Source organism: Enterobacter sp. CM29 (assembly GCF_013179605.1).
Classification (GTDB): Bacteria; Pseudomonadota; Gammaproteobacteria; order Enterobacterales; family Enterobacteriaceae; genus Enterobacter; species Enterobacter intestinihominis.
In genome coordinates, this window is the sequence record NZ_JABMCU010000111.1 from 1 (window position 1) to 14,426 (window position 14,426).

14 protein-coding genes and 1 pseudogene are annotated in these 14,426 nt (G+C 55.0%); 1 reads left to right on the forward strand and 14 read right to left on the reverse strand.

Features of this window, described 5'->3' with window-relative positions; genetic code table 11:
* From HP459_RS14365 to leuS, 8 genes and pseudogenes are all read right to left on the reverse strand, one after another.
* A pseudogene (locus tag HP459_RS14365) lies at positions 1-133 on the reverse strand (rod shape-determining protein RodA); the annotation flags it as partial.
* Positions 134-135: 2 nt separating this feature from the next.
* Positions 136-2,037: a peptidoglycan DD-transpeptidase MrdA gene (gene mrdA, locus HP459_RS14370; protein WP_015571138.1), complete on the reverse strand. Its 1,902-nt coding sequence runs from the start codon at positions 2,035-2,037 to the stop codon at positions 136-138.
* Positions 2,038-2,065: 28 nt separating this feature from the next.
* Entirely contained in the window at positions 2,066-2,533 is a 468-nt protein-coding gene (gene rlmH, locus HP459_RS14375) for a 23S rRNA (pseudouridine(1915)-N(3))-methyltransferase RlmH (RefSeq protein WP_003858701.1), read from the reverse strand.
* Positions 2,534-2,536: 3 nt separating this feature from the next.
* Positions 2,537-2,854, reverse strand: a complete 318-nt coding sequence (gene rsfS, locus HP459_RS14380; protein ID WP_003858696.1) for a ribosome silencing factor — start codon at positions 2,852-2,854, stop codon at positions 2,537-2,539.
* Positions 2,855-3,122: 268 nt separating this feature from the next.
* Entirely contained in the window at positions 3,123-3,788 is a 666-nt protein-coding gene (nadD, locus tag HP459_RS14385; protein ID WP_023299589.1) for a nicotinate-nucleotide adenylyltransferase, read from the reverse strand.
* Positions 3,781-4,812, reverse strand: a complete 1,032-nt coding sequence (gene holA / locus HP459_RS14390; protein ID WP_022647431.1) for a DNA polymerase III subunit delta — start codon at positions 4,810-4,812, stop codon at positions 3,781-3,783. The genes nadD and holA overlap by 8 nt, the downstream gene beginning before the upstream one ends.
* The gene (lptE, locus tag HP459_RS14395; RefSeq protein WP_022647432.1) at positions 4,812-5,381 is read right to left on the reverse strand and encodes an LPS assembly lipoprotein LptE; all 570 of its coding nucleotides are present in this window, start codon (positions 5,379-5,381) and stop codon (positions 4,812-4,814) included. Before lptE ends, holA begins: the two co-directional genes overlap by 1 nt.
* Positions 5,382-5,395: 14 nt before the next feature.
* Positions 5,396-7,978 carry a leucine--tRNA ligase gene (leuS, locus tag HP459_RS14400; RefSeq protein ID WP_171936375.1) on the reverse strand — a complete coding sequence of 861 codons (2,583 nt, stop codon included), beginning with the start codon at positions 7,976-7,978 and terminating at the stop codon, positions 5,396-5,398.
* Between the two features lie 214 nt (positions 7,979-8,192).
* Here leuS and HP459_RS14405 point away from each other — a divergent pair, with 214 nt between their 5' ends.
* The gene (locus HP459_RS14405; RefSeq protein ID WP_032621827.1) at positions 8,193-8,675 is read left to right on the forward strand and encodes a zinc ribbon-containing protein; all 483 of its coding nucleotides are present in this window, start codon (positions 8,193-8,195) and stop codon (positions 8,673-8,675) included.
* 67 nt (positions 8,676-8,742) lie between these two features.
* On the opposite strand, the gene rihA is transcribed toward HP459_RS14405, so the two are convergent.
* The 6 genes from rihA to lnt form a co-directional block, all read right to left on the reverse strand.
* Positions 8,743-9,684 (reverse strand): pyrimidine-specific ribonucleoside hydrolase RihA, encoded by a 942-nt coding sequence (gene rihA, locus HP459_RS14410; RefSeq protein WP_058677429.1) that lies wholly within the window; start codon positions 9,682-9,684, stop codon positions 8,743-8,745.
* 119 nt (positions 9,685-9,803) lie between these two features.
* On the reverse strand, positions 9,804-10,529 hold the full coding sequence (locus tag HP459_RS14415) for an amino acid ABC transporter ATP-binding protein (RefSeq protein ID WP_006809622.1): 726 nt from the start codon (positions 10,527-10,529) through the stop codon (positions 9,804-9,806).
* Positions 10,529-11,203, reverse strand: a complete 675-nt coding sequence (gene gltK, locus HP459_RS14420) for a glutamate/aspartate ABC transporter permease GltK (RefSeq protein ID WP_022647437.1) — start codon at positions 11,201-11,203, stop codon at positions 10,529-10,531. Before gltK ends, HP459_RS14415 begins: the two co-directional genes overlap by 1 nt.
* Positions 11,203-11,943: a glutamate/aspartate ABC transporter permease GltJ gene (gltJ, locus tag HP459_RS14425; RefSeq protein ID WP_015571133.1), complete on the reverse strand. Its 741-nt coding sequence runs from the start codon at positions 11,941-11,943 to the stop codon at positions 11,203-11,205. The genes gltK and gltJ overlap by 1 nt, the downstream gene beginning before the upstream one ends.
* Positions 11,944-12,098: 155 nt before the next feature.
* Complete coding sequence (locus HP459_RS14430; RefSeq protein WP_022647438.1) at positions 12,099-13,004, reverse strand: amino acid ABC transporter substrate-binding protein; 906 nt, start codon at positions 13,002-13,004, stop codon at positions 12,099-12,101.
* A 383-nt stretch (positions 13,005-13,387) separates the two neighbouring features.
* Positions 13,388-14,426: apolipoprotein N-acyltransferase (lnt, locus tag HP459_RS14435; RefSeq protein ID WP_171936376.1), on the reverse strand; the 1,039-nt coding region annotated here is incomplete at its 5' end.

Below are 14,426 nucleotides of genomic sequence, written 5' to 3' on the forward strand. Positions count from 1 at the left end.
TGCCGATATCCTGGCCGCTGGCGCTCCAGATAACGAGGGCGCTGTACACCAGCAGAGCCAGCAGGATCAGCAGCATGGCAGGGTCGATGTGGATCTTATCCCACAGCGATTTTTTATTCGGATTATCCGTCATGATTATTGGTCCTCCGCCGCAGCGGCTGCCGGGTTTTCAGCTGGCAGTTCGGTGTTGTTATCACCCAGCATGATGTGGTCGAGGATTTGACGCATGATGGTACCCACCGCCGGGCCTGCGCCGCCGTTCTCAAGAATCATCGCCACCGCAACCTGCGGGTTATCATAAGGGGCAAACGCCGTCATGAGCTTGTGGTCACGCAGACGTTCGGCAATTTTATGTGCGTTATAGGTTTCATTCGCTTTCAGACCGAAGACCTGAGCCGTACCTGATTTCGCGGCAACCTTATACGGTGCGCCAGCGAAATATTTGTGCGCCGTCCCGTTAGGGCGGTTGGCTACGCCATACATCCCGTCTTTCGCGATTTCCCAGTACCCGGAATGAATGTCACCCACCGGCGGCTCGTGCGGCTGTATCCATGGCACTTTTTTGCCGTCTTCTACGGTGCTTTGCAGCAGGTGCGGTACTTTCACAACGCCATCGTTGATGAGGATCATCATCGCCTTGTTCATTTGCAGCGGCGTTGCCGTCCAGTAGCCCTGGCCGATCCCCACCGGAATGGTGTCACCCTGATACCAGGGTTTTTTAAAGCGCTTCAGCTTCCATTCGCGGGTTGGCATGTTGCCGGAACGTTCTTCCGCCAAATCTATACCGGTGTAATGTCCGTAGCCGAATTTGCTCATCCATTCAGACAGACGATCAATACCCATGTCGTAGGCGACCTGATAGAAGAAGGTATCCGCCGACTCCTCCAGTGATTTGGTCACGTTCAGATGGCCGTGACCCCATTTTTTCCAGTCACGGTAGCGTTTTTCAGAGCCAGGCAACTGCCACCAGCCAGGGTCAAACAGACTGGTATTACGAGTAATGACGCCCGCGCTCAGCGCAGAAACGGCGACATACGGTTTTACCGTTGAGGCTGGAGGATAAACCCCCTGCGTGGCGCGGTTCACCAGCGGGGTGTTTGGATCGTTGAGCAGGCCGGAGTAATCCTTGCTGGAGATGCCATCCACGAAGAGGTTCGGATCGTAGCTTGGCATAGAAACCATCGCCAGAATACCGCCGGTACGCGGGTCGGTCACGATCACGGCGGCCCGGCTACCCGCCAGCAGCGTTTCGATATACTGCTGTAGCTTCAGGTCGAGCGTCAGATAAACGTCATGTCCCGCCTGTGGGGGAACCTCTTTGAGCTGACGGATCACGCGGCCACGGTTGTTAACTTCAACCTCTTCATACCCGGTCTGACCGTGCAGGACATCTTCGTAATAACGTTCAATCCCAAGCTTGCCAATATCATGGGTTGCGGCGTAGTTAGCCAGCTTGCCGTCTTTATCAAGGCGTTCGACGTCTTTATCGTTAATTTTGGAGACGTAGCCTATGACGTGCGTCAGCGCGGAGCCGTAAGGATAGTAGCGGCGTTTATAGCCTTTGACTTCCACACCGGGGAAACGGTACTGGTTAACGGCAAAACGGGCGACCTGCACTTCCGTCAGGTTGGTTTTTACCGGAATAGAGGTGAAGCGGTGAGAACGTGCGCGCTCTTTTTTGAACGCAGCGATGTCGTCATCAGTCAGGTCGACAACGCTTCTCAGCGCGTTCAGCGTATCCTGCACGTTATCCACTTTCTCCGGCATCATCTCTATCTGGTAGATGGTGCGGTTTAGCGCCAGCGGGGTGCCGTTACGATCGTAGATAATGCCGCGGCTGGGCGCGATGGGCACCAGCTTGATACGGTTTTCGTTTGAGCGGGTCTGGTAATCGGTATAGCGGACAATTTGCAGATTATAGAGGTTGGCGATCAGCACGCCGGTAAGCAGCAAAATCCCCGTAAAGGCGACCAGCGCCCGGCGCACAAACAGCGCGGACTCAGCCGTATAGTCGCGAAAAGAATTCTGTAGTTTCATCCGCTGCTTAAATTACCCTGGTCTGTCATTACTCGCGGTGATAAGGGTGGTTGGTAGTGATGCTCCATGCGCGATACAAACTTTCTGCCACGAGAACCCGCACAAGCGGGTGGGGCAACGTCAGCGCCGAGAGTGACCAACTTTGTTCTGCTGCCGCTTTGCAGGCTGGAGATAACCCCTCTGGTCCGCCAATCAACAGACTGACATCACGACCATCCTGCTTCCAGCGCTCCAGTTCGTGCGCCAGCTGCGGCGTATCCCAGGGTTTTCCCGGGATATCGAGGGTCACGATGCGGTTTTTGCCTGCGGCAGCCAGCATCAGCTCTCCCTCTTTATCGAGAATACGTTTGATATCTGCGTTCTTGCCGCGCTTTCCTGCTGGGATCTCCACCAGTTCGAACGGCATATCTTTTGGGAAACGACGCAGATACTCAGTAAAACCGGTTTGTACCCAGTCCGGCATTTTGGTGCCGACGGCGACCAGTTGCAACTTCACGCATTAACCCCAGAGTTTTTCCAGCTCATACAGGCGACGGCTCTCTTCCTGCATGACGTGGACAATCACATCGCCGAGATCGACAACCACCCAGTCAGCGGTCGCTTCACCTTCAACGCCCAGCGGAAGCAGCCCTGCCGCGCGCGATTCCTGAACAACATGGTCAGCAATCGAAACAACGTGACGAGTTGAGGTCCCGGTGCAGATGATCATGCAGTCGGTGATGCTGGATTTACCCTTAACGTCGATAGCGATGATGTCCTGACCTTTCAGGTCATCAATTTTGTCGATAACAAAATCCTGGAGTGCTTTACCCTGCAAGTTTTCCCCCTGGGTGAATGAGATTGTACAACTATGAATTCGTGGCCAGTCAGTATACCTGAACTGACGCCAGTCGCGGGACAAATGTCACCGCCCGGCTTTTGAAGGCGGGTATCATCCCACCCTCCGCCTGAGATTGCATCGCCATTTTTGTAAAACAATTTCTGTAAAGCAGCGATCGGCGGGAAAGTCTGGCAGCGGAGGATATCAGTATGGCTTAGCCTGTCAAGGCAGGATAAACATTAACAGACAATTTCGCCGGTGATGATCAGGCATCTGTACTTTTCTGATACAAACCGTGTGCGTGGATATAGGCCAGCACGGGCGAGGGCAGGAGATCGTCACAGTCTAAACCCTGCTGGAGACGCTCGCGGATGAGGGTCGCGGAAATATCAAACCACGGCGTTTCAGCGAGGTAAATTTTCCCGGCGGGTAGACTGTGCAGGTCTTCTATATTGTCCGTCAGATGCGCGTCAAGCCACTGCTGATGCTGCGCATCGCGCATGGTCAACGGGTAGCCCGGACGGCGGCAGACCAGCAGATGACTGTTTTCCAGAATGGTTTCGTACTGGTACCAGCTGGGAAAGTTGAGCAAGGAATCCTGGCCGATGATAAACGCCAGCGGTTGCATGGGCCCCTGCTCAGCGCGCCACTCCCGCAGCGTTTGCGATGTCCAGGAAGGGGTATCCCTGCGCAATTCGCGCTCATCCAGCGTGAAGAGAGGCTTATCTGCGATAGCCAGCGCGAGCATCGCTTTGCGCTGCTCGCTGGTTGCTTCTGGCTGAGGACGATGCGGAGGAACATTGTTCGGCATGATGATTACCCGCTGCAACCCAATCAAATTCGCGAGGATTTCTACCGGCTTAAGATGCCCATAGTGTACCGGGTCGAAGGTCCCGCCATACATTGCCTGTAAAGAATGCATATCACCCATCGATAAATACGTCTGCCAGCGCCTTATGGCAGAGCAGCAAAGAGAGACTCTCCAGCTCCGCCCAGACAGACTGGCCGTAGTCCTGTTTTAACGTCAGTTCGGCGCGCATCAGAAGTTGCACTGCCTGACGCAACTGCTCCTGGCTCAGGCGGTTTATCGCCTCCGTGGTCATCGCCCGACGGTTCTGCCAGACGCGATGTTTATCGAATAAGGCGCGCAGGGGCGTATGTGCCGACTGACGTTTAAGGTTGTTCAGCAGCAGTAATTCGCGCTGGAGCGTGCGGAGCAGAATGACCGGCTCACTCCCTTCCAGGCGCAGCTGTTGCAGTATGTGCAGGGCTCGCTTACTTTTCGCCGACAGCAGCGCATCAACCCAGTGGAAGGGAGTAAAGTGCGCGGCATCATTCACCGCCTGTTCCACGCGCGGTAGCGTCAGCTTGCCATCGGGCCACAGCAGGGCGAGCCTGTCCAGCGCCTGCGCCAGTGCCAGAAGGTTGCCTTCATAGCAATAGCAAAGGAGCTGGCTGGCGGCATCATCCAGTTGCAGATTGTGCAGCTTTGCGCGCGCGGCAACCCATTTTGGCAGATGCGCCTGTTCTGGCGTCTGGCAGGTGACCAGTACCGCATTGGTGGCAAGCTGGGTAAACCAGGCCGCGTTTTCCTGCGCTTTCGTGAACTTGTTACCGCGTACGATAAGCAGCAGATCGCCGTGTAATAAACTCACCAGCATGGTCAGCTGTTCATTGATGGCCGCGTTAGGACCATTCTCTGGCAGCACGATCTGGATTGTCTGACGAGAGGCAAACAGGCTCATGGCCTGACAAAGCGAGAAGATAGCGTTCCAGTCGGTACTGTTATCGATCTGGAACGTATGATGCTCATCGAAACCCTGCGCGGCTGCCGCATGGCGAACCGCATCAAGGCTTTCCTGAAGTAACAGGGGGTCATTGCCGAGTAGCAGATAGGCCGCGCGCAGCCCTTCGTTGAGCTGCGCGCGGAGTTGTTCAGGATACAACCTGATCATCAGTTACCCAGCGACGTTGGCATATCCGGCGTGCTGGCATCCGGTGTTTCGATAACGTCAGCGCCTTTTTTCGTCGACGCGGCAATGGCAGGCAGTCTGCGGATCAGTTGCTCCGCGGCCTTATCATACATTTCCTTGATGATAATCTGCTGTTCGGCGTCTTTTGCCAGGGCCGTCTGCGGGTTATCGAAGAACGAGCGGTAGACTTTGGTATTGATAGGGTAAATATCTTTACCTGGCATTAAAACGGCCGCATCAACGGTAAGCACCATTTGATATTCCGCGGTTCGTCCATCCTGGAAGATCGATGCCGTGTCTTGTGACAGCGTTGATTTCAGGACGCGGAGCGAAGGAACATCCTGACGCAGGGTTCCCTTCTCGATCAGCTCAACATCGTTCAAACGCAGCTGGTTACGAATGGCCCGGCTCAGCGGTCCATTCGGATCGGATGAGTCGAAGATCATTGTTTTCATCTGAGCAGGCACTGCCGTGGTATTGCGCAGGTGCCAGCCGCAGCCAGCGGTGACCAGCACCGCCAGAGATAAGAGTATTGTTGCCAGGTGTCGCACGTTTCCTCCCGCGCTTAGCCAACGACCAGATTCAGCAGTTTACCGGGTACGTAGATCACTTTACGTACGGTAACGCCCTCAAGGTATTTCGCGACCAGATGCTCCTGGCCTGCGCGCTCGCGAACCTGTTCTTCGGTTGCGTCGACCGCGACGGTAATTTTACCGCGCACTTTACCGTTAACCTGCACCACAACCAGCGTGGTGTTTTCCACCATAGCGGATTCATCCGCCACTGGCCACGGCGCGTTATCGATATCGCCTTCGCCTTTCAGCTCCTGCCACAGGGTGAAGCTAACGTGCGGCGTGAACGGGTTCAGCATGCGAACGACCGCCAGCAGCGCTTCGCGCATTAACGCGCGATCCTGCTCGCCGTCCTGCGGGGCTTTTGCCAGCTTGTTCATCAGTTCCATAATAGCCGCAATTGCGGTATTGAAGGTCTGACGACGACCAATATCATCGGTGACTTTCGCAATGGTTTTATGAACATCACGACGCAGCGCCTGCTGATCTTCGCTCAGTGCAGCCACGTTCAGCGCTGGCGCATCACCTTGTGAGGTGTGCTCGTAAACCAGTTTCCAGACGCGTTTCAGGAAGCGGTTTGCCCCTTCAACGCCGGATTCCTGCCATTCCAGCGTCATATCTGCCGGGGAGGCGAACATCATGAACAGACGCACGGTGTCAGCGCCGTAACGCTCAACCATCACCTGCGGGTCGATACCGTTATTTTTAGACTTGGACATCTTGCTCATGCCGGTATAAACCAGTTCATGACCTTCGGCGTCTTTCGCCTTCACGATACGGCCTTTCTCGTCGCGCTCCACAATCGCATCAACCGGAGAAACCCAGTTACGTTCACCGTTCGCGCCAACGTAGTAGAACGCATCTGCCAGCACCATACCCTGACACAGCAGCTGTTTTGCCGGCTCGTCGGAGTTGACCAGGCCTGCGTCACGCATCAGTTTGTGGAAGAAGCGGAAGTAGAGCAGGTGCATGATGGCGTGTTCAATGCCACCGATATAGATGTCTACCGGCAGCCAGTAGTTTGCAGCATCGGAATCCAGCATGCCTTCTTTGTACTGCGGGCAGGTGTAGCGCGCATAGTACCAGGAGGATTCCATAAAGGTGTCAAAGGTGTCGGTTTCACGCAGCGCTGGCTGACCGTTGACGGTGGTTTTTGCCCACTCAGGATCGGCTTTGATCGGGCTGGTGATGCCGTCCATGACCACGTCTTCCGGCAGGATCACCGGCAGTTGATCTTCCGGCGTTGGCATCACGGTGCCGTCTTCCAGGGTCACCATTGGGATTGGCGCACCCCAGTAACGCTGACGGGAAACGCCCCAGTCGCGCAGACGGTAGTTGACTTTACGCTCGCCCACGCCCAGGGAGGCCAGTTTGTCGGCGATGGCGTTGAAGCCCTCTTCGAAGCTCTGGCCGCTGAACTCACCGGAGTTAAACAGGGTGCCTTTTTCAGTCAGCGCTTGCTCAGAGAGATCGGGTTCAGAACCGTCAGCCGCCAGGATCACAGGCTTGATGGTCAGGCCGTATTTGGTGGCAAATTCGTAGTCACGCTGATCGTGACCCGGCACGGCCATCACGGCGCCTGTGCCGTATTCCATCAGTACGAAGTTGGCGGCCCAGACAGGGATCGCTTCGCCCGTCAGCGGGTGGATCGCTTTGAAGCCGGTATCAACGCCTTTTTTCTCCATCGTCGCCATGTCGGCTTCGGCCACTTTCGTGTTGCGGCATTCGTCGATAAAGGTCGCCAGCTCCGGATTGTTTTCCGCCGCTTTTTGCGCCAGCGGGTGACCTGCGGCCACGGCCAGGTAGGTCGCGCCCATGAAGGTGTCCGGACGGGTGGTGTAGACGGTCAGCGTCTGGTCGTAGTTTTCTACGTTAAAGGTAATTTCCACACCTTCGGAACGGCCGATCCAGTTGCGCTGCATGGTCTTAACGGTGTCAGGCCAGTGATCCAGATTATCCAGATCGTTCAGCAGTTCGTCAGCGTAGGCGGTGATTTTGATAAACCACTGCGGGATCTCTTTACGCTCTACTTTGGTGTCACAGCGCCAGCAGCAGCCATCGATAACCTGCTCGTTCGCGAGAACGGTCTGGTCGTTCGGGCACCAGTTAACGGCGGACGTTTTCTTGTAGACCAGGCCTTTTTTATACAGCTCGGTGAAGAACTTCTGCTCCCAGCGGTAGTATTCCGGGGTACAGGTTGCCAGCTCGCGGCTCCAGTCGTAGCCAAAGCCCAGCATTTTCAGCTGGTTTTTCATGTACGCGATGTTGTCGTACGTCCACGGAGCCGGTGCCGTGTTGTTTTTCACCGCCGCGCCTTCAGCAGGCAGGCCGAACGCATCCCAGCCGATAGGCTGAAGTACGTTTTTGCCCAGCATACGCTGGTAGCGTGCAATCACGTCACCGATGGTGTAGTTACGCACGTGGCCCATGTGTAGTCGACCAGAAGGATAGGGAAGCATCGACAGGCAGTAATACTTCTCTTTGCTCTCGTCTTCGGTTACTTCAAAGGTGCGCTTCTCGTCCCAGTGTTGCTGGACTTTTGATTCTATCTCTTCCGGGCGGTATTGCTCTTGCATGGCAGCCAGTGGTCCTGTGTTCAATACAGCTACAAATGTAGCCAATGGATGTGGTAATTCAGATCCGCATAGCATAGCCCAAACGCCCGCGTCAAAACAGCCTTTCACGCAAATGCACTTTGCAGGAATTTACCGGGTCTGTGCTTCACCTGACAAAGCGGCGACGAAATAAGGTCTATTATTAGAGACAGTTACTTACCCGGGAGGCAAAATGATGAACAAGGTTGCTCAATTTTACCGTGAACTGGTAGCGACTCTGACGGAAAGGCTGCGTAACGGCGAGCGTGATATCGACGCGTTGGTCGAACAGGCACGCGCACGCGTGACGCAAACGGGTGAGTTATCGCGAACCGAAGTGGAAGAGGTGACGCGCGCCGTGCGCCGCGACCTGGAAGAGTTTGCGCGAAGCTATGAAGAGAGCCAGGACGAAATCGCCGACAGTGTTTTTATGCGGGTAATTAAAGAGAGCCTGTGGCAGGAGCTGGCGGATATTACCGATAAAACCCAACTGGAGTGGCGCGAGGTGTTCCAGGATTTAAACCACCACGGTGTCTATCACAGCGGCGAAGTGGTGGGGCTGGGGAACCTGGTGTGTGAGAAGTGCCACCACCATATCGCCGTTTATACGCCGGAGGTGCTGTCGCTGTGTCCGAAATGCGGGCACGACCAGTTCCAGCGTCGGCCGTTTGAGCCGTAGGTAAAAGCAAAACGGCAACGTCGTTGCCGTTTTTAGTGTCTGCTCCCTCTCCCTGTGGGAGAGGGCATCAGGCCGCAGAATAATAAGCCAGCCTCTCCGCCAGCAAATCCACAAACGCTTTCCGATCGATATCCACCATCACTGTGGTATTCGGCTTGTTTCCCGTCAGCGAGTAATAGTCCACCACCGTCATTCCCTGGGTATATTTCCCCTGTGTTTCCACACCAACCCAACGCTCGACCGTGGTAAACATTTCCGGCTTCAGTAGCCAGGCGATGGTGCATGGGTCATGCAGCGGGGCGCCGTGGAATCCCCACTTCTCGGCTTTGTGATACACCATAAAGAAATCGAGCAGCTCTGCCACGGTTGTTGCAACCGGGTTACCCACAGTACGAAATCGTTCGATGTCCTGCGCCATAATTTGTGCGCGGTGGGTAACGTCCAGCCCCGCCATCACAATCGGCAGGCCCGACTGGAAGACGATTTCCGCGGCTTCCGGGTCAACAAAGATGTTGAACTCCGCGGCTGGCGTCCAGTTCCCCAGCCCCATTGCCCCGCCCATGATGACGATACGGGCGATATTGCTGTGCAGTTCAGGATGGCTGTTCAGCAGCAGCGCTACGTTGGTCTGCGGGCCGGTCGCCACCAGCGTCACGGGCTCTGCGCTTTCACGCAGAACTTTCGCCATGAGCTCGACGGCAGTACAGTTTTGTGGTGCGAAACCCGGCTCCGGCAGCGCCGGGCCATCCAGCCCACTTTCACCGTGAACGTTATCCGCAATGATCAGCTCGCGCATTAGCGGCTTAATGGCGCCACCTGCGACCGGAATATCGGTGCGTTTTAGCAGCGTTAACATGCGCAACACGTTTCGCAGGGTTTTATCCGGCGTCTGGTTCCCTGCAGAGGAGGTGACAGCTTTTACGTCCAGTTCAGGGGAGGCAAGAGCAAGGACGAGTGCGATCGCGTCATCATGACCCGGATCGCAGTCGAGAATAATAGGCTGTGCCATGGCGTTCTCCATTCTTAGCATTATTTGTGACAAGGTTAACGCTGCGATGTGACGCCGAATAGAAAAAGAGATCTAAAGCGTGAAGCAGTGCGCAATCCACAGATTGCGCACTAAAAAGATTAATGCAAGATTTTGGCGAGGAAGTCTTTTGCACGTTCAGATTTAGGATTTGCGAAGAACTCTTCTTTCGGTGAGTCTTCAACAATTTTCCCTTCATCCATGAAGATCACACGGTTGGCCACTTTACGGGCGAAGCCCATTTCGTGCGTCACCACCATCATGGTCATCCCTTCGTGCGCCAGTTCCACCATAACGTCCAGCACTTCGTTGATCATCTCAGGATCGAGCGCGGACGTCGGCTCATCAAACAGCATCGCCACCGGATCCATGCACAGCGCACGCGCGATTGCCACGCGCTGCTGTTGGCCGCCCGAAAGCTGCGCCGGGAACTTATCCGCATGTGCAGACAGCCCGACGCGTTCCAGCAACTTCAGTCCCTTTTCACGCGCCGCTTTTTTGTCGCGCTTCAGCACTTTCACCTGCGCCAGCGTCAGGTTCTCAATGATGGAGAGGTGAGGGAACAGCTCAAAATGCTGGAACACCATCCCAACGTGGGAGCGAAGCTGGGCAAGGTTGGTTTTGCGGTCATTCACTTTGGTGCCGTTAACGACAATCTCGCCCTGCTGGACAGGTTCCAGCCCATTAACGGTTTTGATAAGCGTCGACTTACCGGAGCCGGACGGGCCACATACCACCACCACATCGCCTTTTTTCACTTCTGTTGAGCAGTCGGTCAGCACCTGAAAGTGCCCATACCATTTAGAAACATTTTTCAGGGAAATCATTATACGGTCCTTTTCTTCAGCCAGCTGACCAACAGCGATGCGCTTAAACTAATCACAAAATAGACCCCGCCTGCGAAGAGGATCATCTCAACCTGCGTTCCGTCACGTTCGCCAATGGTGGAGGCGGTACGGAAGAAGTCTGCCAGGCTCAGCACGTAGACCAGGGAGGTATCCTGGAACAGGACGATGCCCTGCGTCAGCAGCAGCGGAACCATGGCGCGAAACGCCTGCGGCAGAATAATGAGCTTCATGGACTGCCAGTGCGTCATACCGAGCGCCAGCGCAGCGCTGGACTGCCCGCGCGAGATACTCTGAATACCTGCGCGGATGATCTCGGAGTAGTAGGCGGCTTCAAACATGGAGAATGCCACCATGGCAGAGATCAGGCGGATATCGGTTTTCGGCGACAGTCCCAGCACGTTCTGTAAAAAGCCGGGAACAATCAGGTAAAACCACAACAGCACCATGACCAGTGGAATGGAGCGGAACACGTTAACGTAAGCCGTAGCAAACCAGGCGAGCGGCTTAAAGCTCGACAGGCGCATCACTGCCAGCAGGGTGCCCCAGACAATACCGACGATAATGGCGATTACGGTGATCTTTAAGGTGATCGCCAGGCCATCCAGCAGATAAGGCATGGAGGGAACAATGGAACTCCAGTCAAATTCGTACATTATTTGCCCCCCAGATTGCCCGGCAGGCGTACTTTGCGTTCAACCAGGTTCATCACCAGCATGATGAAAGCGTTAATCAGAACATAGGCGAGCGTGATTGCCGTGAAGGATTCCCATGCGTGAGCGGAGTAATCCAGCAGTTTGCCCGCCTGCGCCGCCATATCTACCAGACCAATGGTTGAGGCGATGGCCGAGTTTTTTACCAGGTTCATCATCTCGGAGGTCATCGGCGGAACGATGACGCGGTAAGCGTTAGGCAGCAGTACGTAACGGTAGGCTTGTGGCAGGGTCAGGCCCATCGCCAGTGCCGCATTCTTTTGTCCGCGTGGCAGTGACTGTATGGCGGCACGCACCTGCTCGCAGACGCGCGCAGCGGTGAACAGTCCCAGACACAGCATGGAGGAGACAAAGAATTGTACGTTAGGATCCAGCTCGGCCTTGAACCACATGCCGAGATCTTCCGGCAGCAGTTCCGGGATCACCAGATACCAGGTAAAGAACTGCACGATCAGCGGAACGTTACGGAACAGTTCCACATAGAGCGTGCCAATCGAAGAGAGAAAACGGTTAGGGACGGTACGCAGAATACCGAACAGCGAACCGACAAGAAACGCGATAATCCACGCCGTTATCGATAACGCAACGGTAACCTGAAAGCCGCTCCACAGCCAGCCGAGATAGGTGGTGTTGCCGAACGGGGCTTGTTGCAGAAAGATGCCCCAGTTCCAGTCAATTGACATAGTAAACTCCAGAAAAAAGAGGGTAGCAGCGCTACCCTCGAAGATTGGTGAGAAGCTCAATTTTTGCGCTGAGTGGGGAACGACCACTCAACGTATAGTCTGTCCATGCTTCCCGACAATCGAGAGGGCAGGAGATCCCGCCCCTGTCGTTCTAGTTAGTTAAGAGCTTTGTCGTTTGGTGATTTGAACAGCGCTTTCATGTCGTCAGACAGTTCAAAGTTCATGTTCAGGTTTTTTGGTGGAATTGGGTTCTTGAACCATTTGTCGAACCATTTTGCCGCTTCGCCAGAGGTTTGCGCCTGAGCGATGGTGTCATCGATCAGCTTTTTGAAGCCTTCATCGCCTTTACGCAGCATACAGCCGTAAGCTTCTTTCGACTGCGCAGTCCCGACGATTTCCCAGTTGTCTGGTTTCTTCGCCTTGGCGCGCTCGCCTGCCAGCAGAGCGTCATCCATCATAAACGCAACGGCACGACCGCTTTCCAGGGTACGGAAGGAGTCGCCGTGATCTTTCGCGCTGATGATGCGCATGTCCATTTTCTTCTCGTCGTTCAGCTTGTGCAGCAGCACTTCGGACGTGGTACCGGAGGTCACGACAACCGCTTTGCCTTTCAGGTCAGCAAAATCTTTGATATCGCCGCCTTTCTTCGTCAGCAGGCGGGTGCCTACAACGAAGATGGTGTCCGAGAAAGCGGCCTGTTTCTGACGCTCAAGGTTGTTGGTGGTTGAGCCACATTCAAAATCAAATGTGCCGTTTTGCAGCAGAGGAATACGGTTCTGTGAAGTGATGGGGATCAGCTTCACTTGCAGGTCAGGTTTGTTCAGCTTTTTCTTCACGGCTTCAACGATGGCGTTGGAGTAATCCTGTGAATAGCCCACGACTTTTTGCGTGTTGTCGTAGTAAGAGAACGGGACAGAAGATTCACGGTGGCCGACCACGATCACGCCGTTTTTGGCAATCTTGTCGAGAGTGCTTCCTGCTGCCGGAGCGTCTTCAGCGTGAACGATGCCCGCAGACATTCCCATAACCAGCATTGCTGTGGCCAGTTTACGTAATTGCATACCCAACTCCTTTCTTATCAGCGCCAGTGACGCTTTGATACCCATTGTGATGTTGTTATATCTCGCGCAATGCGAGTGCAGTGTTATGCAAGCTTGTTAACATTTAGTCTGGCTTAATGTAAAGATTTTGCTGCGTTATTGTTTATTTTTGCGAAGCGCGCCGCACCATTCAGAGGCAATAATCTCTCGTTGCACCGTTTCGGTGCTACCGGAGATCCATGCTGGTGCGACAAGGTTGCACGTTAAGCCAGACAGCGTTTGCGTAATTAAACAAAGCAACAGGCGTGCCAGAATTGAAGTTTAGGAGGAAATTGTCGGGTGGCGGCTGCGCCGGAGAGTAGGCCGGGTAAGGCGTAGCCGCCACCCGGCAACAGAAGGCCAGGTTATCTACGACGCTGACGCAGGCTCATCACTACGGCGGCAAAACCGAACAGCGTGGTCAGGATCCACAGCGGCCAGTTCCCGGTGCGCGCATAAGGCGTCAGGCCCGTAGCTGGCGTGACTTTCGTGGTCAGCACCTCACGGGTGAACTGCGGGATCATGGCCTGGATTTCACCCTGCGGACCAATCACGGCGGTGATGCCGTTATTGGTGCTGCGCAACAGCGGACGTGCCAGCTCCAGAGAACGCATTCGTGCCATCTGGAAGTGCTGCCACGGGCCGATCGATTTACCGAACCACGCATCGTTTGAGATGGTCAGCAGATAGTCGGTGTCCGGGCGGAAGTTATCGCGCACCTGCTCGCCGAGGATAATCTCGTAGCAAATAGCGGCCGTCAGGGCAAAACCGTGCGCATGCAGCTGCGGCTGAACGTAAGGGCCCCGGCTGAATGAGGACATCGGCAGGTCAAAGAACGGTGCCAGTGGGCGCAGAATAGACTCCAGCGGAACAAATTCGCCAAACGGTACAAGGTGATTTTTGTTGTAACGATTGGTGGAGGTATAGCTGTATTCGCTGTCCTTACCGAGCGTAATGATCGTGTTGTACGTGTCATAGCGGTTCTGCTGATTGAGACGCGCATCCACAATTCCGGTAATCAGCGTACTGCCGCGCGCGCGCAGCAGATCGTCCATCATCTTCAGGAAGGGCTGCTGATTGATCTCCAGATCCGGGATCGCAGACTCAGGCCAGATGATGAGCTGCGATTTGCCCATCACCTTTTCAGTGGCGTTGGCGTAGATTTTCAGCGTGTTCAGCAGCTGATTCTCATCCCATTTCAATGACTGCGGGATATCGCCCTGTATCAACGATACCTGCGTGGCGCGCGCGGGCTCCAGCGTGAACCACTGGATATAACGCAGTGGGAAAGGCAGGGCAAACAGGATTAACGCGGCAACCAGCGGCTTCCAGTTACGTGTCACCAGAGCCAGCACCAGCAGGCCGCTGACCGCCATGAGCAGGAAGTTAATCGCCTCCACGCCC